The sequence below is a fragment of the Rhodoferax sp. genome (assembly GCF_012927445.1).
Lineage (GTDB): Bacteria > Pseudomonadota > Gammaproteobacteria > Burkholderiales > Burkholderiaceae_C > Rhodoferax.
On the sequence record NZ_JABBPD010000001.1, the window covers coordinates 293,460 to 313,348 of the forward strand.

Annotated in this window: 17 protein-coding genes; 7 read left to right on the forward strand and 10 right to left on the reverse strand. The window is 60.3% G+C overall.

What is annotated here, in order from left to right:
* The 4 genes from cas7c to HHJ17_RS01290 are packed head-to-tail and all read right to left on the reverse strand — an operon-like array spanning window position 1 to window position 5,770.
* Window positions 1-993 carry a type I-C CRISPR-associated protein Cas7/Csd2 gene (gene cas7c / locus HHJ17_RS01275; protein ID WP_296500629.1) on the reverse strand — a complete coding sequence of 331 codons (993 nt, stop codon included), beginning with the start codon at window positions 991-993 and terminating at the stop codon, window positions 1-3.
* Entirely contained in the window at window positions 987-2,828 is a 1,842-nt protein-coding gene (cas8c, locus tag HHJ17_RS01280; RefSeq protein ID WP_296500311.1) for a type I-C CRISPR-associated protein Cas8c/Csd1, read from the reverse strand. The genes cas7c and cas8c overlap by 7 nt, the downstream gene beginning before the upstream one ends.
* Window positions 2,825-3,478 (reverse strand): type I-C CRISPR-associated protein Cas5c, encoded by a 654-nt coding sequence (gene cas5c / locus HHJ17_RS01285; RefSeq protein ID WP_296500312.1) that lies wholly within the window; start codon window positions 3,476-3,478, stop codon window positions 2,825-2,827. Before cas5c ends, cas8c begins: the two co-directional genes overlap by 4 nt.
* Before the next feature lie 9 nt (window positions 3,479-3,487).
* Entirely contained in the window at window positions 3,488-5,770 is a 2,283-nt protein-coding gene (locus tag HHJ17_RS01290; RefSeq protein WP_296500313.1) for a CRISPR-associated endonuclease Cas3'', read from the reverse strand.
* A 139-nt stretch (window positions 5,771-5,909) separates the two neighbouring features.
* Here HHJ17_RS01290 and metG point away from each other — a divergent pair, with 139 nt between their 5' ends.
* On the forward strand, window positions 5,910-8,015 hold the full coding sequence (gene metG / locus HHJ17_RS01295) for a methionine--tRNA ligase (RefSeq protein WP_296504767.1): 2,106 nt from the start codon (window positions 5,910-5,912) through the stop codon (window positions 8,013-8,015).
* 12 nt (window positions 8,016-8,027) lie between these two features.
* A complete protein-coding gene (locus tag HHJ17_RS01300) occupies window positions 8,028-8,795 on the forward strand; it encodes a YoaK family protein (protein ID WP_296504769.1) in 768 nt (255 codons plus the stop codon).
* On the opposite strand, the gene HHJ17_RS01305 is transcribed toward HHJ17_RS01300, so the two are convergent.
* Genes HHJ17_RS01305 through hyfB form a run of 6 tightly spaced genes read right to left on the reverse strand, consistent with a single transcriptional unit; the run spans window position 8,789 to window position 15,964 of the window.
* Window positions 8,789-9,325: an NADH-quinone oxidoreductase subunit B family protein gene (locus HHJ17_RS01305; RefSeq protein WP_296504895.1), complete on the reverse strand. Its 537-nt coding sequence runs from the start codon at window positions 9,323-9,325 to the stop codon at window positions 8,789-8,791. The two genes, HHJ17_RS01300 and HHJ17_RS01305, sit on opposite strands and share 7 nt — an antisense overlap.
* Window positions 9,325-10,875, reverse strand: coding sequence for an NADH-quinone oxidoreductase subunit C (locus HHJ17_RS01310; RefSeq protein WP_296504771.1), 1,551 nt, complete (start codon window positions 10,873-10,875; stop codon window positions 9,325-9,327). Before HHJ17_RS01310 ends, HHJ17_RS01305 begins: the two co-directional genes overlap by 1 nt.
* Before the next feature lie 4 nt (window positions 10,876-10,879).
* A complete protein-coding gene (locus HHJ17_RS01315; RefSeq protein WP_296504773.1) occupies window positions 10,880-12,334 on the reverse strand; it encodes a hydrogenase 4 subunit F in 1,455 nt (484 codons plus the stop codon).
* A gap of 2 nt (window positions 12,335-12,336) precedes the next feature.
* Complete coding sequence (locus HHJ17_RS01320; RefSeq protein WP_296504774.1) at window positions 12,337-12,996, reverse strand: formate hydrogenlyase; 660 nt, start codon at window positions 12,994-12,996, stop codon at window positions 12,337-12,339.
* Entirely contained in the window at window positions 12,993-13,943 is a 951-nt protein-coding gene (locus HHJ17_RS01325) for an NADH-quinone oxidoreductase subunit H (RefSeq protein WP_296504776.1), read from the reverse strand. The genes HHJ17_RS01320 and HHJ17_RS01325 overlap by 4 nt, the downstream gene beginning before the upstream one ends.
* On the reverse strand, window positions 13,940-15,964 hold the full coding sequence (hyfB, locus tag HHJ17_RS01330) for a hydrogenase 4 subunit B (RefSeq protein WP_296504778.1): 2,025 nt from the start codon (window positions 15,962-15,964) through the stop codon (window positions 13,940-13,942). Before hyfB ends, HHJ17_RS01325 begins: the two co-directional genes overlap by 4 nt.
* Before the next feature lie 112 nt (window positions 15,965-16,076).
* On the opposite strand from hyfB, the gene HHJ17_RS01335 reads away from it, so the two are divergent.
* The 5 genes from HHJ17_RS01335 (at window position 16,077) to HHJ17_RS01355 (ending at window position 19,878) form a co-directional block, all read left to right on the forward strand.
* On the forward strand, window positions 16,077-16,283 hold the full coding sequence (locus HHJ17_RS01335) for a DUF3460 family protein (RefSeq protein WP_296500321.1): 207 nt from the start codon (window positions 16,077-16,079) through the stop codon (window positions 16,281-16,283).
* Window positions 16,284-16,358: 75 nt separating this feature from the next.
* Window positions 16,359-17,216, forward strand: a complete 858-nt coding sequence (locus tag HHJ17_RS01340; protein WP_296500322.1) for a ScpA family protein — start codon at window positions 16,359-16,361, stop codon at window positions 17,214-17,216.
* A gap of 22 nt (window positions 17,217-17,238) precedes the next feature.
* On the forward strand, window positions 17,239-18,861 hold the full coding sequence (nadB, locus tag HHJ17_RS01345) for an L-aspartate oxidase (RefSeq protein ID WP_296500324.1): 1,623 nt from the start codon (window positions 17,239-17,241) through the stop codon (window positions 18,859-18,861).
* Entirely contained in the window at window positions 18,861-19,499 is a 639-nt protein-coding gene (gene queE / locus HHJ17_RS01350; protein ID WP_296500326.1) for a 7-carboxy-7-deazaguanine synthase, read from the forward strand. Before nadB ends, queE begins: the two co-directional genes overlap by 1 nt.
* Window positions 19,500-19,509: 10 nt before the next feature.
* Window positions 19,510-19,878, forward strand: coding sequence for a 6-carboxytetrahydropterin synthase (locus HHJ17_RS01355; protein WP_296500329.1), 369 nt, complete (start codon window positions 19,510-19,512; stop codon window positions 19,876-19,878).
* Window positions 19,879-19,889 lie beyond the last annotated feature (11 nt).

Here is a 19,889-nt window from a genome sequence, read left to right on the forward strand (position 1 = left end):
TCAGCATCTTCTCGTCAGCGTAACGCCGGGAGCGGGCTGAATTGATTGCCCGACCGACAAACCCTGACCATCAAATGAAACCGAATACGCATCAAAACTGCGGGCAACGGCACCCGCCTCGACGGGCTTGACTTGCAGGCGGTCAAACAAGGCATGCGCCGGGGCGTTGCCCAGTTCGCTGTCGTGCTTGAACACATACAACCCGCGCGTGGACATTTCGCCGCGTGCGGCAGAGCGGTCGTGTTCGAACATTTGCGCCAACGCCTGGAACACCAATTCAAGATCGTCGTCGCCAAACCCGGTTTGCTTGGCGAGAAAAGAGGAAACAAAGCCGTGGGCCACATAGACGCCATAGGGCACGGTGTGTTTGCGGCCCATGGTGCGGTTGTCGCCCTGCTGCTTTTCAGCCTCGGCTTCAGTGGCAACGGCCATGCGAGTGATGGAGTGCTCCAGCGCCACGATGGGCTCAACCGAGCGGGCAAAAGTGAGCTGTACCGGGCCGCGTACTTGGCCGCAGTTAATTTTGGTTGACATGACGGCACCAAAAGTACGCACGTCAAAGAAGTTTTGGCACATCCATTGCCGCGCACTGCCTACGTCGTCCGCTCCACCTTTACGCTTTTCTTTCGGGGCTTTTTTCTTCTTGGCATCCACCTCTTCCACGGCAATAGCTGCATCGTCTTCATCAGGCAATTCAACGGCATCTAGCTTCAGTGCAGCATAGGCGCGCTGATTTTGATGATTCAAAATTGCTTTCTCGCGGACGTAAATCTCAAAGCGCTTTTCACCCGCCTCGGGTTCGCGCACATCCTGATCCTTGACCAGCCCAACAAAATTGCGAATCTTGCGTTTAAGCGAAACATCCGTCACCAGCCCATGGCCCGACTCCGCATCCATGCGCGGCATGTTGCCAGCGTCGGGGTCGCCGTTGGGGTTGCCGTCTTTCACGTCAAAAATGAGAACAAAGTCGTAGCGGTTGGCGAGATTCATGATGGATTTCCTTCGGTGATGGGGGTGGAGTCGTCAGGTTTTTTGGCAAAGAAGTCTTGCCGCTGGTGGTAGTAGCCCAGCGCAAAGCGGCCTTGGTCGGGCAGCGGAAAATGTTTGGGGAAGTCGGTCACAGAATCCAGAATCTCGCCTAACAGCTTTTCGAACCATGCCGCTTGACCGACTGTTAACTTCTTCAAGTGGGCATTTTTCAATCGCAGCAAGGTGGTGAAAACAGCAACGGGCGTGCTTGATGCCGCGCCGTAGTAGCGGTCCCGGATGGTTGAATTTAGCTTGCCCGGCCCGCCTGCGGACGCTTCCTGAATCCGCTCCAGGACGGAAAAAAGCCGCCCCAGCCGGTAGGCAGGGTTGGTATTGGTAAGGTCAAGCATGGGCAAAAACTCCTTCTCGGGGGGCTGGTTGGTGGGTGTGACAGATGAACGGCGAATTTGGCGATTGAGGCAGGCTTTGACAACTGCTGCTCTTGCATAAGGAACGTTTGGCGCCTGCTTACCTTGCTGCGTCTTCTTTGCTTGTTCAGCCCGGCAGCGCCCCACCGCAGCATTCAGCCACGCGCTGGGATAAGGCACGTCTGGCCCGGTAAAAACAGCATCAACAATGGCGCCGCCAAGATTCGGCGGAAGTCTGTCGATGTCGCCAAAGGGCTGGCTGTTGGTAGACAAGCACACGGCTTGCAACAAGCGTTTCAGACTCGGGTACTGCGGGTCATAAAGGCCACGCGCCATTTCGAGGTCTTTAAAGTGCTGGCTGATGCGTTTACCCAATTCAGCCAACGGCAGGCAGTGATAGAAGCGAATGCTGATGCGGGCGGCGTTGGGGGCCAGGCCCAGTACATGAAAGCGGTTTTTGTCATCCTGCCCGCCGTGTTGGCCCGACTGAATGGCAGACAGCAGCGCATGCAGTGCCCGGGCACCTTTGTCGGGATCGTCTTTCGGTGGATCGCCAAAAATATCGGCAGCTACAGATTCAAACTCTGAATCCCGGTCTGCCCAAAACACGGTGGAGGCGTCACCCACCTGAATGCGCTGGTTTGAGTTTTTGCGCAGCAAGTGATTCAAGGCTGTGGTGTAGGCAAAAGCCGCCGCTTGACTCACCGGCGCGTTTTCACCTTGGCGCTCTGTCTTGCCGTAGGACTCGAAGGCCCGGGCGTTGAAAGAGACGATGTTGGCGCCGGATGACTGCGCACCCCACACGCCTTTGATGGAAGCGTGCAAACGCTGGATGGGCGCATCGTCACCGGTGACCAGACACATCGAAAGCCGTTCGTTGGGATCAGTCGCCACGTTCAGCACGGCTTTGACAACTGCGGGACGTTGGCAAACCAGATCAATGTCACGATGCAGGCGAAAGCTCATTACTGCATTGGATTCCAGCGCTTGCGCCCAAGTGGGTTGCGCTTCGAGTTGGGTCAAATTGAAACTCCCGAAGAATTTCAAAATAGCCTGAATGCTTGCGTCGTCGCGGGCGCTTTGTGGCAGAGCTTCAATGCGGGCCACAAAATGAGCGTGCTGTTCTGCCACCCGTTCGGGTTTGCCTTTTGTGTCCACACCCAGCACGTATTCGAGCGTGTCCCACAGTAAATTGGCCGCAACACCGGAGGTCTTTTTGACCCCCTGCGGGACACGAAATGTTTGCGCAACTTTTTTCTTCTTCTCGTTCAATGTACGGGTGTCAAGCAACTGAACCAGTTCACCCTCGGTCGTGATCTCCAATACAAAGGGGATTTCTTTTTGCTCCAATCCAAAGGCAGGCAAGCGCTGCGCTGGGTCCGCATCGTCGCATTTACGGCGATAGTAGTCATTGAGTGCCTGGAGAATCATCCGCGTGCATCCTCAAATGGCGGAACTTCAATCACGCCTGCCAGCATCCTGGCGTTGAAAAAGCGAGGCTGCGGGTCGGCGGGGTGGGTGAAGTCCAAGTCATGCAGCATCCAGCCCAACTCGCGGGTCTCGCCAATAGGCATCGCGGCGGATGCATCGGGCGTCACCAGGCTGAATGCGGCGGCAAATTCCCGGCAACCCAAATACGGCTGGTTCACGCATTGCCCCTTATTGGCGCGACGCGTGAACATTTCGGCGTATTTCATCAAGGGTTCGTTGCAGCCCGATGCAAGCGACAAATCAGCGTGGATGCGGTAAGCCACATCGCGCAAGAAGTAGCCCGCTCGCTGTTGGCGATCAGGTTCGATATCCAACCCCAACATGCCATAACCGAGCTTCATTGCGCTCTTGACACTATCGACGGAAATTACGGATTTCACCTCATTGCGTCGCAAATTAATCCACCGAATGGGCTCGAGCACTTCAATGCGATGCACCCGCCAGCGAATAGCGGGCTTCCACAAAATGGCCTCAAAAATAGAGCGCGCCGCCGAGGGCGTCATCACGTCATACGAAACGCGCTCGACCTTCATTTCAGGACGGGTAAAACAGGCGAAAGGGCCGGAAACTTCAAGACAAAAATGGGTCATTGCATTCTTTCAAGGGGCGAAGCCACCAGGATTGTATAAATCATCATTCAGCTTCAAGCCAAGCGTTGGGTCGTAAAGGTTGTCCGCATTCACTTGCGCATAAAGCCCCGGCATCGGCAGCGTCAAGTCGCCCTGCGCAAGCATCTTGTCGGCCACGCGCTTGTGGATGCTGACGGTGTAGCGCTGCAGCTTTCGCATCAGCCAGCGCGCCGGGCCTTCTGCGGCCAACATGCCAAGCAGTTTTTCAATCTCGTCACGATGCTCCGCATAGCGCACCACGACCGAGGCCGAATCCTGATCATCAATCAGGCGGAAGGCATCGGCCGCTGAACGGAACTGCACGCCCAGCGTTTGGCGGTCTTTCACCGTTAGCAAACGGCACACGCCTTTGCTGTCCAGATCGACGGTGCTATAAAACTGCCGAAAGTAGCTGGCAAACAAAGCGCGTGCCAACGGGTCTGCATGTTGGCCATGCAAGGTGCTGATGCAGGCTTGCGCCCCTTTGCGCAAGTGCCCCAAAGGCGGCGGCTCGGGCGGCACGAAGACGACGACGCGGCCCTTGCCGTCCAGTCGTCCTTCGCGGTTGCAGCGCCCCGCTGCCTGCGCAATCGAGTCCAGCCCGGCCAGGGCGCGATACACCACCGGAAAATCAATGTCCACCCCGGCCTCGACCAACTGGGTGCTGACCACTCGCAGCGGTTGCAGGTCGTGCCCGTCACGCTTAGATTTGAGCCGCACCTTGATCTGGTCGATGACAGTTTTTCGGTGCGCGCCACACATCAGCGCCGACAAATGCAAGGTGCCGGGCGGCAGCAAGCGCTGCAACTCGCGGGCGGCTTTGCGGGTGCTGACGATGGCCAGCACACAGTCTTCGGCGGCAATTTTTTCGGCCATATCAACCCACGGCGTGGATATATTCCAGTCTGGCGGCAGTTCTACGTTCACCCGTTTGAGTGCATCAAACAGGGCGTCGGGGTTGTCGATGATTTCGCGCACGTTCTCCAGCCCGCGCAGGTCTTTGCTCTTGTCGAAGTAGTTGGTCGTATTCAGCGCGGGCTGGGTGGCGGTACACAGCACCACGGTCACGCCATAGTGCTTCACCAGCAGGTTCAGCGCATCCAGAATGGGCTGCAAAAACTCGGGCGGCAGTTGCTGCGCTTCGTCCAGCACGATGATGCTGTTCACGATGTTGTGCAGCTTGCGGCAGCGCGAGGTTTTGGCGGCAAACAGCGACTCGAACAACTGCACGTTGGTGGTGACGACCAGCGGGGCATCCCAGTTCTCGCAGGCGAGGCGGCTGCGCATGGTTTCGTCCCGGTCAGCGGCATCAGCTTGGCTGTGATGCTCAATCAAGACTTCATCCCCCAGCGTTTTGAACACGTCGCGAAACACGTCGGCGGTCTGTTCGATGATGCTGGTGTAGGGAATGGCGTAGATCACGCGGCGCTTGCCGTGCGTTTGCGCGTGATTCAGGGCAAACGCCAGACTGGACAAAGTCTTGCCGCCGCCGGTCGGCACCGTGAGCGAGAAGAACCCGGCGGGTAGCGCGGCCTTGTCGCGGCACTGGCGCAGGATGTCGGCGCGCAAGGTGTTGACCTCGGAGGGCGTGGCTTCGGCGGCCTTGGCGAGCATGTGCGCGTCCAAAGCGAGGCGCATTTGATCCAGTGTCGGGAAACCGTCGCGTCGGGCGGGTTTGCCAGCGTCAAAGTGCGCCTCGGTGTCCAGAAAGTCGGCATCGACCAAGCAGGAGAACAGCAAGCGAACCCAAAGCGCAAAACCCGCTGCACCGCCGGATATTTTGCTGATATCGGGAACAAAGTCGCCCGAATCAAGAATGCTGGCTGGTGGCTGGGCGGCCAAGGCCTCTTTCAATTCTGTCTGGCAATCGGTATTCGAGAGCCGCTCTTTGAGGCCGCCATCCCAGTCGTCCAGCCCTGCGTGATGGCCCGCGATCAAGTAGGCAAGAACACGAGCGGCGAGTTTGCCGTTGGCACCGTGCGTTTTTTCAAGCGCTTGCAAGGCCCACAAAGCCCCGGCGGCAGAGTGCGTTTTCTCTCGCCCACCCACCTTGCCCTCAATATGCGCATCGTCGGGCTTGTCCGACTGCCTCAAGTAGCGCTGAAATCCCGGGCGGTATTTGCCCAGGTCATGCCACAGCCCGGCCAGATAGGCCCAGCGAGCGCAAGCGCCATTGGAGTCAAACGCTTTGGAAAACCCAGCAGCCCCATCCGCCACGGCACGTAAATGGTCTACCAATAGATGCCCACAGGAATGGGCCAGAGATTCCGACATAATTATTTTTTTCCCGAAACACTTTTATTTGTACACAGCTTAAACGTGCAAGGGCTCATCCGATGGGGTTTGGCTACTTTGAAAAAAATTATTTCGCCCCGACTAAAATCAAAAGCTGTTTCTGAAAGTCCATCGCCCCATGTCACGCAAACTCTTTGTCACCACCGCCCTGCCCTACGCCAACGGCAATTTCCACATCGGCCACATCATGGAGTACATCCAGGCCGATATCTGGGTGCGTTACCAACGGATGATGGGCAACGAGGTGAATTTTGTGGGTGCCGACGACACCCACGGCGCGCCGATCATGATTGCGGCCGAAAAAGTGGGCAAGACGCCACAGCAGTTCGTGGCCGACATCGCCGCGGGCCGTAAACCCTATCTGGATGGCTTCAACATCGGCTTTGACAACTGGCACTCCACCGATGGTCCGGAAAACCATGAACTGGCCCGGCAGATCTACCGCGACCTGCGCGACAATCCGGGCGGCTCACTGATCGAGACCAAAGTGATCGAACAGTTCTTCGACGTTGAGAAGAACATGTTCCTGCCTGACCGCTTCATCAAGGGCGAGTGCCCGAAATGCCACGCCAAGGACCAGTACGGCGACAACTGCGAAGTCTGCGGCGCCGTGTATGCGCCGACCGACCTGATCAACCCGTTCTCGGCCCTGTCAGGCGTGACACCGGTGCTCAAAAGCTCGGAACACTTTTTCTTCAAGCTGTCGGACCCGCGCTGCGTGGCTTTTCTGGAAGACTGGACGCAAGGCAAGGACGAAAGCGGCAAGCCACGGTTACAGCCCGAAGTGGCCAACAAGGTCAAGGAATGGTTTTCCGTTCGCACCAACCAGGACGGCTCAAAAAGCGAAGGGCTGGGCGACTGGGACATTTCCCGTGACGCACCCTACTTCGGCATAGAGATTCCGGATGCGCCGGGCAAGTATTTTTATGTCTGGCTGGACGCGCCGATTGGCTACTTGGCGTCGCTGAAAAACCTGCTGGACAAGCGCGGCCAGAACTATGACGACTACATGGCCGACCCAAAGCTGGAGCAGTACCACTTCATCGGCAAGGACATCGTCACGTTCCACACCTTGTTTTGGCCCGCCACGCTGCATTTCAGCGGTCGCAAGACGCCCAACAACATCTTCGTTCACGGCTTTTTGACGGTCAACAACGGTGAAAAAATGAGCAAAAGCCGGGGCACCGGCCTGGACCCGCTCAAGTACCTGGGCCTGGGCATGAACCCCGAGTGGCTGCGCTACTACCTGGCCACCAAGCTCAATGCGCGTAACGAAGACATCGACTTCAACGCCGACGACTTCATGGCGCGCGTCAACAGCGATTTGATCGGCAAATACATCAACATCGCATCACGGGCGGCGGGCTTTATTGCCAAGCGCTTTGACGGCCAGCTGGGTGAAATTTCAACCGACGGCGCGGCGCTGCTCAACCAGCTGCGCATTGAGCGCGCCAGCATCGAACAACTGTACGAAGCCCGCGAATATGCCAAGGCGCTCAGAGAGACCATGTTGCTGGCGGATCGCGTGAACGAGTATGTGGACGCCAACAAGCCGTGGGAGCTGGCCAAGAAAGAAGGCATGGACGCCCGCTTGCAGGATGTGTGCACGGTCTGTATCGAAGCCTTTGCCGTGCTCACCACCTACCTCAAGCCGGTGCTGCCGGCGCTGGCCGCACAGGTCGAGGCCTTTCTCGGCTGTGCGCCGCTGGCGTCTGGCCAGGCCAGCCAGGCGCTGGGTGCCGGCCACCGCATTGGCGACTACAAGCACCTGATGCAGCGCGTCGACATCAAGCAACTTGAAGCCTTGTTTGAGGCTCCAGCCCCCGTGGAACCTGCGCAGGCAGCTATTGAATTAGTAGTGCCCGGTGGCGAAGAAATCGCCCCTACCATCAGCATTGACGACTTCGCCAAGATTGATCTGCGCATCGCCAAGATCGTGAATTGCGAAGCGGTTGCGGGCTCCACCAAGCTGCTGCGCCTGACGCTGGATGTGGGTGAAGGCAAGCTGCGTAACGTTTTCAGCGGCATTGCCAGCGCCTACCAGCCCGAAGACCTGATCGGCAAACTCACCGTGATGGTGGCCAACCTGGCACCGCGCAAGATGAAGTTTGGTATCAGTGAAGGCATGGTGCTGGCGGCCAGTCATGCCGATGAAAAAGCCAACCCCGGCATCTATGTGCTGGAGCCGTCGGCCGGTGCGCAAGCGGGCATGCGGGTGCATTAAGACCACAGCGACATGATCCCCCAACTGCGCGGCTGGACCTCGGTCCAGCGGACCTCCCAAAACAATATCCGCCTGGGCGCGACACTCTGCTTCGTTGCGGGCGCGACCAACGCGGGGGGCTTCCTGGCGGTCGGGGAATACACGTCGCACATGTCCGGCATTGTGTCGTCGGTGGCGGACAACCTGGTGCTGGGCCAAATCGCCTTGGCTCTCGCCGGGCTGGCCTCCTTGTTGTCGTTCATCGGCGGCGCCATGACCACCGCCTGGATGGTCAACTGGGGGCTGCGTCGAAATTTACAAAGCGCCTATGGCCGCCCTTTGCTGCTGGAAGCCGCCTTGCTGCTGCTGTTTGGCCTGTTTGGCACGGGCATCAACTTTTTTGCCGGTCTGTTTGTGCCGCTGACCGTGCTGGTGCTGTGCTTCATCATGGGCCTGCAAAACGCCGTCATCACCAAAATCTCGCACGCTGAAATTCGCACCACCCACGTCACCGGTCTGGTGACCGATCTGGGGATTGAGCTCGGCAAGCTGTTCTACATCAACCGCATGACGCGCGACAAGCTGGTCATGGCCAACCGCCATAAACTGCGTATCCACGTCACCCTGATCGGCAGTTTCTTTGTCGGCGGGTTGATGGGCGCCATTGGCTTCAAGACCATTGGCTTTCTCGCCACGGTGCCGCTGTCCATCCTGTTGCTCCTCCTGGTCTGGCGTCCGGTCCTCAACGATGCGAAAAACTGGATTGACCCGCATCATCCCGAGCAGGATCAGGATCAGTAAACGGGGTCGGTTGGCGCGCTGCGGCAACGGCGCACGGCGGTCAAAATTCCGCGCAAAATCTCGATCGGCGCCGGCGGGCAGCCAGGCACCCAGACATCCACCGGAATCACGCTGGACACCGGCCCGCAGCTTGCATAGTTCTCACCAAAAATGCCGCCGTCGCAGCCACAATCGCCGACCGCCACCACCAGCTTGGGTTCCGGTATGGCCTGAAAGGTGCGCCGCAATGCGGTTGCCATGTTGCGCGAGACCGGCCCGGTCACCAGCAGCATGTCGGCATGGCGCGGACTGGCGACAAATTTAATCCCCAGGCCTTCGATGTTGTAGTACGGGTTGCCCAGGGCGCTGATCTCCAGTTCGCAACCGTTACACGAACCGGCATCCACCATGCGGATGGTCAGGGCCTGCCCCAGAATGGCCAGCACATCGTCCTGAATGCGCCCAACCTCAGCCCGTACCCCGTCACTGGAATCAGGCGCCGGCTCGCTGCGAATACCGTTTTTGGCGATCTGTTTGACAATCTTCCAGATCATAAATCCTGCCCTGCATAACTGAGGTTGAACGACTTGTTGATGAGCGGAAAGTCGGGCACGATATTGCCCATGATGGCGTGCTCCAGCACCGGCCAATTTTGCCAGGAAGGGTCGTGGAAATGGCAGCGCCGAATGCGGTGCTGGCGGGCGGCCTCATCCAGTTCAAGCACCACCAGAACCTCGCCCCGCCAGCCCTCGACCCAACCCACGCCCCGGCTTGCCGGCTCGGGCAAACACAGTGGCTGACAGACCGGACCGGCCGGCAGTTCCGCCAGCATTTGCCGGATCAGCCGTAGCGACTCAAAGACCTCGTCGAATCGCACCGCCACCCGAGCCGCCACATCGCCATTGCGCTGGCTGGCCAACTTGACCTGCAAACTGTCATACGGCACGCCGGGGTGGTCGCAGCGCAGGTCATGCGCCTGACCACTGGCGCGGCCGGCCAGACCGGTCAACCCCAATTGCGCCGCCAGCGCCGGGCTCACGCGCCCGGTGCTCATGAAGCGGTCTTGCAAACCGGCATGATCCTCGTAGATCGAACGCAGCGTCTGCACTTCGCGCTCAATAACATCGCATTGTTGGCTCAGTTGCGTGATGTGCATCAACTCCAGGTCGCGAGCCACGCCACCCGGCACCACGCAGTCCATCATCAAGCGATGGCCAAACGCCTCTTTGGCCAGACGCAGCCAGTCTTCGCGCAGGCGCGAGAACTGGGCCAGGCCAAAGGCAAAAGCCGCGTCGTTGCCCAGTGCGCCCAAGTCGCCCAGATGGTTGGCCACCCGCTCACGCTCCAGCATCAAAGCGCGCAACCAGGCGGCTCGCGGGGCCAGGTCGCAAGAGGCCGCCGTTTCCAGCGCCATGCAATAGGCCCAGGCATACGCCACCGTGGAATCACCCGACACCCGACCCGCCAGACGGGCCGCCTGCAACGGGGGCAACTGCGTCATGCGCTGCTCGATGCCCTTGTGCGTGTAGCCCAGCCGCTGCTCCAGGCGCAGCACTTTTTCGCCGACCACTGAGAAGCGAAAATGCCCGGGCTCGATCACGCCGGCATGCACCGGACCCACCGCGATCTCATGCACGCCGTCGCCTTCGACGCGGACGAAGGCGTAGTCAAGCAGCAGCGCGTCGGGAAACATTTGCGACGCCTCGCTCGTGTGACGCAAGGGGAAATAACCGGTGGGCCAGGCCCCATGATTGAGCCACGGGCGCTGGTCCCGGGCACCCTCGGCGAAGATACCCGACAAATCTGCCGCGGCCCGCTGCATCCGGCTGGCCGCCGGAAAAACAGGCGCCAGGTCGGGGTAGCTGGGCTGGCCACTCGGCAGCGGCAACTCCAGCCAGAGCAACCCGTCGGCCAGCACATAGGCCACGCACACCGTCGCCTCCGCGGCCTGCGCCCCGCCCCACAAGGCCAGCAGCCGACCACCGGCCTCGCGCACGGCCATGGCGGCAGGCACCCAGTCCGCGGCCGTGACGCGGGCGCGCCACACCGGCACGGGCGCCAGCAGGCGTTGCAGCGTGAGGTTCAAACCGAAAATTTCCATCAACTCAACCTCCCAACATGCGGGCCGCCTGCACAAACCAGGTATTCAGGTAGGCAGGAATATACAAACCCAGCATCAACCCCAGACCCAGGTGCACAAACACCGGCAGCAGGGCGGGCGGATGGGCCAGCGGCTTGAGTGAGGTCTCGCCAAACACCATCGGCAGCACCCGGACCAGCATCGAGGCAAAAGCCACACCGAGCGCGATGAACAAGAACGGTGTCGCCCAGGGTTGCTCCCGCATCGCGGTCGTGAGGATCAGGAACTCGCTGGCAAAGACACCAAACGGCGGCATGCCCAAAATCGCCATCACCCCCAACATCAGGCCCCAGCCCACCGTTGGATTGACTTTGATGAGACCGCGAATCTCACTCATGATCTGGGTGCCGGCTTTTTGCGTTGCGTGGCCGACCGTGAAGAAAATGGCGGACTTGATCAGCGAATGCACCGTCATGTGCAGCAAGCCGGCAAAGTTGGCAATCGGTCCGCCCATGCCAAAAGCAAAGGTGATCAGGCCCATGTGCTCGATCGACGAATAAGAAAACATGCGCTTGACGTCTTTCTGGCGCGACAAAAAGAACGAAGCCACCACCACCGACAACAGACCGAACCCCATCATGAGTTGACCGGCCAGCGGCGTCTGCAAGGCACCGTCGGTCAACACCTTGCAGCGCAGCACGGCGTACATGGCCACATTCAGCAACAGACCCGACAGCACGGCCGACACCGGCGTCGGCCCTTCAGCGTGCGCGTCGGGCAGCCAGCTGTGCAAGGGCACCATGCCGACCTTGGCGCCGTAACCGATGAACAGAAAAGCAAAGGCGAGCGTGACGATGGCCGGGTCCAGCTGCAGCTTGATCGCATCCAGATTGGTCCACAACAAGGTGGCCCCCTGGGGGCCCAGCACTTTTTCGGCGGCCATGTACAGCAGCACGGTGCCGAACAGCGCCTGGGCAATGCCGACGCCACACAGAATGAAATACTTCCAGGCCGCCTCCAGGCTGGCCGCCGTGCGGTAGACGCTGACCAGCAGCACCGTGGTCAGGGTGGCGGCCTCCATCGCCACCCACAGAATGCCCAGATTGTTGGTGGTCAACGCCAGCAGCATGGTGAAGCTGAACAACTGGTACATGCCGTGGTACAGGCGCATGCGGGGCGGCGTCATCTTGCCCTTGTCTTGTTCGACCCGCATGTAGGGCCGCGAAAAAATGGAAGTAGTCAGCCCGACAAAAGCAGTCAGGGTGACCAAAAATACATTCAGCGGATCGATGAAAAATTGCTGATCCCAGACCAGGGTCGGTCCATCGGCGATGATCTGAGCGGTTAGAAAACAGGCGGCAACAAAAGTCCCAAAACTGAACGCAACATTGAGGTTACGGGCGACATCACGGTGGCCGGTGACCGCCAGAACCAGACTGCCCAGCAGCGGAATACCCAAAACAAAAAACAGGGCGGGCACGGTCAGTCTTCCTTCAGTTTTTCGAGGTTGTGGATGTCCAGGCTGTCAAATTTCTCCCGGATCTGGAACATGAACACCCCCAGAATCAGCACCCCCACCAGCACATCCAGTGCAATGCCAAATTCCACAATCATCGGCATGCCACTGGTGACCGTGGTAGCGGCAAAAATCAGGCCGTTTTCCATGGATAAAAAGCCGATCACCTGCGGCACCGCCTTGGAGCGAGTGATCATCATCATGAAGGACAGCAGTACACAGGCCAGCGCAATGCCGAGCGAGCCGCCGGCCATGGAAGAAGACAGACGCGAGATCGGCAAGGCCAGACTGAAGGAAAAAATCACCAGCCCGATGCCGACCAGCATGGTGGTCGGAATGTTGATCAGCGTTTCCACATCCCAGCGCACGTTCAACTGCCGGATCACCCGGTGCAACAGCCAGGGGATCAGGATTACTTTAAGCGCCAGAGTGATGGCCGCCGACACATACAGATCGGGCTGATGCGTGGCATAACCGAGCAGGATCGACGCCGCCACCAGCGCCGCGCCCTGCAACATGAACAGATTGATCAGGGAAACAATGCGTCGCTGCGAGATCATGGCAAACGACAGCATCAGAATCAGGGTCGCAAACAGGTTGATCAACTGGGGCACGAGCTTGATCATGCGGTCCCCAACAAGATGTTGACCAGCAGTCCGATCACCGCCAGTAAAAAGGCGGTGGCCAGAAATTCCGGCACGCGAAAAATGCGCATCTTCGCATTGGCCGTCTCGATGAACGCCAGTGCGATGCCGCCGATCGCCAGCTTGATCACCAGCACAGGCAGCGCCAGCAGTAACGCAAGCGGTGCATTGGCTTCGGCCACCCCCCAGGGAAAGAACAGCGCCAGACCGATACAGGAATAAGCAAACAATTTCAGACTGGCGGCCCATTCCAGCAGGGCCAGGTGGCGCCCGGAATACTCCAGGATCAAGGCCTCGTGGATCATGGTCAGTTCCAGATGGGTTTCCGGGTTGTCCACCGGCACCCGGGCGTTCTCCGCCAGCGAGACCATGGTGAAGGCCACACCGGCCACCAGCAGGCTGGGGTAGATTGCCAGCTCGCGGTGCGCCAGCGTTTCGACGATGGTGGTGAGGGAGGTCGAGCGGGAAATCATGGAGGCGCAAAACAGCACCATCAGCAACGCGGGTTCGGCCAGAAAGCCGACCAGCATTTCACGCCGCGCACCGAGCGTGCCGAAGGCCGTGCCGACATCCATCGCCGCCAAGGAAATGAACACCCGCGCCAAGGCGAACAAACCGACCAGCGCGATGGCGTCGGCCGCCGGAGACAACGGCAGGTCGGTCGACAAGGTCGGGATGATGGCGCTGGCCAGCAGCATGCAGCCAAACACAATATAGGGCGTCATGCGAAACAGGGTCGAAGCGTGCTCGGCCAGCACCGATTCCTTGTTGAACAGCTTGTGCAGGACGCGGTACGGCTGCAGCAGGCCGGGCGCCGATTTGTTCTGCAGGCGGGCACGCCATTGATTGACCCAGCCGCTCAACAGGGGCGCCAACAGCAGCGCCATCACGATCGCCATCAGCTGGGATACGAGGCCTAGGAGGCTCATTGCTTCACCACCAGCAGCACCACGATCAGGGTCACAAAGCTGTACATCAGATAGACCGCAATGCGCCCTTGCTGCAACAGCCCAATCACTTTAGAGATGCGCTCGACCAGCGCCGCCAGCGGCAAATACAGCCAGTGCCACAGCGGGTCCTCCACCTCGACACGGTAGCGCGGCTGTTCATCGAAGGACGTCGGCAACTCCCGCTTCATGCGGAACATGGGCTCGAAGATTTGCCGGATCGGTTGGCCAAAACCTTCGGCCGTGTCCTGCATGCGGGCGGTTTGCCAGGGATAACCGCAGTCCCAGGGCGGCGCGCGGCGGGTCCGCCCGCTGTACAGCTTGCGCACCAGCAGGTAAGCCACGCCAAAGCAGGCCATCACACCGAGCAAGAAAATAGCCGGCGCGTAGCTGGCGCGTTCAATGCTCACCGGCACCAGCAACCAGCCACTGGCCGCCACCGTCTGCGCCAGGCCGGCCGAGACCAGCAACTGCGTCACCGGGTCCATCAGCGTAATCACCTGACTGGGGATCAGCCCCAGCACCACGCAACCTGCGGCCAGCCAGAGCATGCCCATGCGTTCCCAGCCGGCGACATCATGCGCATGGGACAGTTTTTCTTCCCGCGGCTGACCCAAAAAGATGACGCCAAAGTACTTGACCATGGTGAAGCCGGACAGCGCGGCGATCAGCGCAATCAGCGCGGCCACCACGGGCACCAGCATGTTGAGGAACGAACTGGGCAGCCCGGTGGTGAACAGAAAGCTTTGCAGCAGCAACCACTCCGCCACAAAGCCCCCCAAAGGCGGCAAACCGGCGCAGGCCAACACCCCAATCAGACTGGGCCAGGCCACCCAGGGCATGTAGCGAATCAGGCCACCCAGTTTGCCCAGGCTGCGCTCGCCGGTGGCATGCAGCACGGCACCCGTGCTGCAGAACAGCAGGCTTTTAAAGAAGGCGTGGCTCAGCACATGGTACAAAGCCGCCGTCAGGGCCAGGGCGGCCAGCGCGGTCATGCCGTAGCTTGAGAACAGCAGCGACAAACCGAAGCCGACGCACATCAAACCCACGTTTTCAATCGAGGAATAAGCCAGCAGACGCTTCATTTCCACTTGCACCGTGGAGAAGATGACGCCGAACAGCGCGGTCGCCAGGCCAAGCGCCATCAGCAGCACACCCCACCACCAGATGCGCGTTTGCAACAGATCAAACGACACCCGCAAAATGCCGTAGAGCGCAATTTTCAGCATCACGCCACTCATCAAGGCCGACATCGGCGACGGTGCCGCCGGATGCGCCTCCGGCAACCAGGCATGCAGCGGCAGGATGCCGGCCTTGGCGCCAAAGCCAAAAACGGCCAGAACAAACGCGACTGAAGCCCAGAACGGCGACAAGTGCTGGGCCCGCATGCTGGCAAAGGTGTAGTCGCCGGTATTGGCTTGCAACACCCCAAAACACAGCAGAATGCCCAGGGCACCAATATGCGCCACCAGCATGTAGAGGTAACCGGCGTTGCGGATTTCGGCAATCCGGTGGTTCGCCATCACCAGGAAAAACGACGAAAAAGCCATCGTTTCCCAGACCACCATGAAGGCGTAGGCATCGTCGGCCATCACCACCATGGCCATGCTGGCCAGAAAAACGTGGTATTCCAGACAGATCAAGCCGGGCGGCGTGCCCTCACCCTGGCGAAAATAACCGGCGGCAAACAGCGACACCCCGGCCGACACCCCGCCAATCACGATCAGGAAGAAGGCCGACAAACTGTCGAGCCGCAGGTGAAAGGGCAACTGGGGCAAGCCGATAGGGAGCACCGCTACCTCGGGTCCACTGCCTGCCGCGCTCAAGGCCAGTCCCAGCAACATCAGGGACAAGAGGCCACTCACCGGAAACAGCACGTTGGCCACCAACCGGAATTGCTTGAGTGCCAACACGCCCAACACGCCGATCAGAAGCCAGGCGACGACGACCACCAGGACCCAGTCGAGGTGGACCCAAGTGGCGAAGTGGGGGAAACCGTTCATTTAATGTCGGTACAAATCAGAATTGAATACACGTGTAACTGATAGTACTCGCTGTGGAACGGCGCCAACGGCAACGCCGGCCCCGGTAAAATGCGGCAAAGAGGTTTAGTTCATGAATATTTTTTATCGTCCCAAGTACCAATCTGATGTAACCCAGTTCATCACGCAACTCAAGGCCAAAGACCCGGCGCTGGAGGCCAAGCAGCGCCAGGGCCGCGAACTGCTGTGGGACAAATCAGTGGACCGCAGCGCCTGGAGCGAGTACCGGGCGGCGGAGGTCGACCAAAAGCCCTACGTCTACCAGACCGACGCCAAATAGCCAATTAATTTAGCCAAATTGGCCTCTAGCCCCCGTATTCAGGGCGCAAGCAGCTACTCAATTAATAGCTAATCCATGACTGTATCCGTAGACAGCAGCGCGCTCGCTCAGGCCACGGCCTCTGCTCTGGCGGGCATGCCGGACGTCGTCGACAACGTCGCGGTCGCCCGGCTGTATGGTGAACCGTTGTTTGCCATGCCGCGTGATCTGTACATTCCGCCGGATGCGCTGGAAGTCTTCCTGGAAGCGTTTGAAGGTCCGCTGGACCTGCTGCTGTACCTGATCCGCAAGCAAAATTTCAATATTCTGGACATTCCGATGGCCGGCGTGACGCGCCAGTACCTGGTCTATGTCGATGAAATTCGCGGCCGCAATCTGGAGCTGGCGGCCGAATACCTGCTGATGGCCGCCATGCTGATTGAAATCAAGTCACGCATGCTGCTGCCGCCCAAAAAAGTGGCGGAGGGGCAGGAAGCCGAAGACCCGCGCGCCGAGCTGGTGCGCCGGCTGCTGGAATACGAGCGCATGAAGCTGGCCGGTGCCAAACTCAATGCCGTGCCCCAGTTTGGCCGCGACTTCCTCAAGGCCCAGGTCTTTATTGAACAATCCCTGCAACCGCGTTTTCCGGATGTGAGCGCGGTGGACCTGCAAGAGGCCTGGCGCGATATCCTGAAGCGTGCCAAACTGGTACAAACCCACAAGATCACCCGCGAAGAGCTCTCCGTGCGCGAACACATGACCCTGGTGCTGAAAAAACTCCAGGGGCGCCGCTTTGTCGAATTTGAAGAGTTGTTTGACGCCAGCAAAGGAACCCCGGTTTTGGTCGTCACCTTCATCGCCATGCTGGAACTTGCCAAAGAAACATTGATCGAAATCACCCAGGCCGAGGTCTTTGCCCCGATTTACGTCCGCCTGGCCTACTCACCTGCGTGAAGACGCAAACCCTGACACCCCTGTGACATCCTCTACCTATCATTTTGACGTGCTGATTGTTGGCAGCGGTCTGGCCGGACTGAACGCCGCCTTGCTGCTGGCCCCGACCCGGCGCGTGGCCGTCATCACCAAACGTGCGGTGCACGAAGGCTCCAGCGGCTGGGCCCAGGGCGGCATTGCGGCGGTCTGGAGCAAGGACGACAGTTTTGAGGCCCATGTGGACGATACGCTGGTGGCCGGTGCCGGTCTGTGCGACCTGGCCGCCACCCGTTTTGTGGTGGAGCAAGCGCCCAAGGCGATTGCCTGGCTGCAAAAAATGGGCGTGCCCTTTTCCGAGGAAGACGGCCAGTTGCACCTGACGCGCGAAGGCGGCCACAGCGCGCGGCGCATTGTGCATGTGACCGACGCCACCGGCGCGGCCGTGCAGCGCACCCTGATTGAGCGCGTGCGCCAGACGCCCAACATCACGCTGTTTGAAAACCACACACTGGTGGACCTGATCACCGACGCCAAGCTGGGCTCACACACTGGCGACGCCGCCAGTCCCAATCATTGCCTGGGCCTGTACGCCCTGGACGAAGCCACCGACGAGGTGCTGACCTTCCAGGCGCCACACACCATTCTGGCCACCGGCGGCGCCGGCAAGGTGTACCTGTACACCACCAACCCCGATACCGCCACCGGCGACGGCATTGCCGCCGCCTGGCGCGCCGGGTGCCGGGTGCAGAACATGGAATTCATCCAGTTTCACCCCACCTGCCTGTACCACCCGCACGCCAAGTCGTTCCTGATCAGCGAAGCGGTGCGCGGCGAAGGCGGCCGGTTATTGCTGCCCGATGGCACACGGTTCATGCCGAAGCACGATCCGCGCGCCGAACTGGCGCCGCGCGACGTGGTGGCGCGCGCCATCGACTTCGAGATGAAAAAAGGCGGGCTGGACTGCGTCTATCTGGACATCTCGCACCAGCCGCTGAGCTTCCTGCAGGAACATTTCCCCAACATCTACGCCCGCTGCCTGGAACTGGGCATCGACATCTCGAAACAACCGATCCCGGTGGTGCCAGCCGCCCATTACACCTGCGGCGGCGTGCTCACCGATCTGGCGGGGCGCACGGACGTGACGGGCCTGTACGCCATCGGCGAAACGGCCTGCACCGGCCTGCACGGCGCCAACCGGCTGGCCAGCAACTCCCTGGTCGAATGCATGGTGTTTGCCCAAGCCACGGCACAGGCGATCGAGCAGGCCCCCGTGGCGCCGGCGCCCGCACTGCCCGTCTGGGACGACAGCCGCGTGACCGACGCCGACGAAGCGGTGGTGATCTCGCACAACTGGGACGAATTGCGCCACTTCATGTGGGACTACGTGGGCATTGTGCGCACCAACAAACGGCTGGAGCGCGCGGCCCACCGCATCGCCCTGCTGCAAGGTGAAATCCAGGAGTTTTACGCCCACTTTCACGTGACGCGCGACTTGCTGGAGTTGCGCAACCTGGTGCAGGTGGCAGACCTGATTGTGCGCAGCGCCCAGGCCCGCCATGAGAGCCGCGGCCTGCATTTCAGCCGCGACTACCCGCATTTGCTGCCCAAAGCGGTCAGCACGGTGCTGACGCCGTCGCACGCCGCCGGGCCCAGCGTGGGGGCGTAATGGTCTACAGCGTCAAAGAGATTTTTTACACCCTGCAGGGCGAGGGTTCGCAGGCGGGTATGCCGGCCGTGTTCTGCCGCTTTGCCGGCTGCAACCTCTGGACCGGCCGCGAGAGCGACCGGGCCAGCGCCGTCTGCCGCTTTTGCGACACCGACTTTGTCGGCACCGACGGCACGCTGGGCGGCAAGTATGCGCAGGCCGATGACCTGGCCAAGCAAATTGAGGCCCTCTGGCCCGCCGGCGACCGGGCGCACCGGCTGACCGTGCTGACCGGCGGCGAGCCCCTGTTACAGGTCGACCCGGCCCTGATCGACGCACTGCACGCACGCGGCTTCCGTATTGCCGTGGAAACCAACGGCACGCTGGCCGCACCGGCCGGCATCGACTGGCTTTGCGTCAGCCCCAAAGCGGGCGCACCCTGGGTGCAGCAGCAGGGCCAGGAGCTCAAGCTGGTCTGGCCACAACCCAGCCTGGACCTGCAGGCGATGGCGGCCACCGGTGAGTTCGCCCACCGTTTCCTGCAACCGATGGACGGCCCTGACCAGGCCGCCAATCTCAACACTTGCATCGCCGCTTGTCTGGCTCAACCAGCTTGGCGACTGAGTCTACAAACCCACAAAATCAGCGGCATACGCTAAGCCCGAACCCATGCAATTCACCGTTAGTCAACGCTTTTTCTTCGACGCTGCCCATACCCTGAAACGGGAGATCGAGGCCGAGGGCAGCCGCCGCATTCATGGCCACACTTACCACGCCGAGGTCTGGCTGGCAGGCCCGCTCGACCCGGTAACCGGCATGGTGATCGACCTCGGCCACCTGCGCCAGCGCCTGGGCGAGGTCCGCGAGCGGCTGGACCATCACATGCTCGACGAGGTGCCGGACCTGGGCCCGCCAACGCTGGAAAATCTGTGCCTGTTCATCGCCCATGCGCTGCCCGATATGGGCCCGCAGCTGGCCCGCATTCGCGTCTGGCGCGAAGCCGTGGGCGATTCCTGCACGCTGGAAATGAAGCCCTGAAGCCGCGCACC

What these genes read in the sequence shown, in the direction of transcription:
- cas8c (WP_296500311.1), bottom strand. Translation starts at nt 2,828, where the DNA reads ATGATTCTCCAGGCACTCAATGACTACTATCGCCGTAAATGCGACGAT.
- cas5c (WP_296500312.1), bottom strand. Translation starts at nt 3,478, where the DNA reads ATGACCCATTTTTGTCTTGAAGTTTCCGGCCCTTTCGCCTGTTTTACC.
- HHJ17_RS01310 (WP_296504771.1), bottom strand. Translation starts at nt 10,875, where the DNA reads ATGGAAATTTTCGGTTTGAACCTCACGCTGCAACGCCTGCTGGCGCCC.
- HHJ17_RS01290 (WP_296500313.1), bottom strand. Translation starts at nt 5,770, where the DNA reads ATGTCGGAATCTCTGGCCCATTCCTGTGGGCATCTATTGGTAGACCAT.
- HHJ17_RS01300 (WP_296504769.1), top strand. Translation starts at nt 8,028, where the DNA reads ATGATCCCCCAACTGCGCGGCTGGACCTCGGTCCAGCGGACCTCCCAA.
- hyfB (WP_296504778.1), bottom strand. Translation starts at nt 15,964, where the DNA reads ATGAACGGTTTCCCCCACTTCGCCACTTGGGTCCACCTCGACTGGGTC.
- HHJ17_RS01355 (WP_296500329.1), top strand. Translation starts at nt 19,510, where the DNA reads ATGCAATTCACCGTTAGTCAACGCTTTTTCTTCGACGCTGCCCATACC.
- HHJ17_RS01325 (WP_296504776.1), bottom strand. Translation starts at nt 13,943, where the DNA reads ATGAGCCTCCTAGGCCTCGTATCCCAGCTGATGGCGATCGTGATGGCG.
- HHJ17_RS01320 (WP_296504774.1), bottom strand. Translation starts at nt 12,996, where the DNA reads ATGATCAAGCTCGTGCCCCAGTTGATCAACCTGTTTGCGACCCTGATT.
- metG (WP_296504767.1), top strand. Translation starts at nt 5,910, where the DNA reads ATGTCACGCAAACTCTTTGTCACCACCGCCCTGCCCTACGCCAACGGC.
- HHJ17_RS01335 (WP_296500321.1), top strand. Translation starts at nt 16,077, where the DNA reads ATGAATATTTTTTATCGTCCCAAGTACCAATCTGATGTAACCCAGTTC.
- HHJ17_RS01340 (WP_296500322.1), top strand. Translation starts at nt 16,359, where the DNA reads ATGACTGTATCCGTAGACAGCAGCGCGCTCGCTCAGGCCACGGCCTCT.
- queE (WP_296500326.1), top strand. Translation starts at nt 18,861, where the DNA reads ATGGTCTACAGCGTCAAAGAGATTTTTTACACCCTGCAGGGCGAGGGT.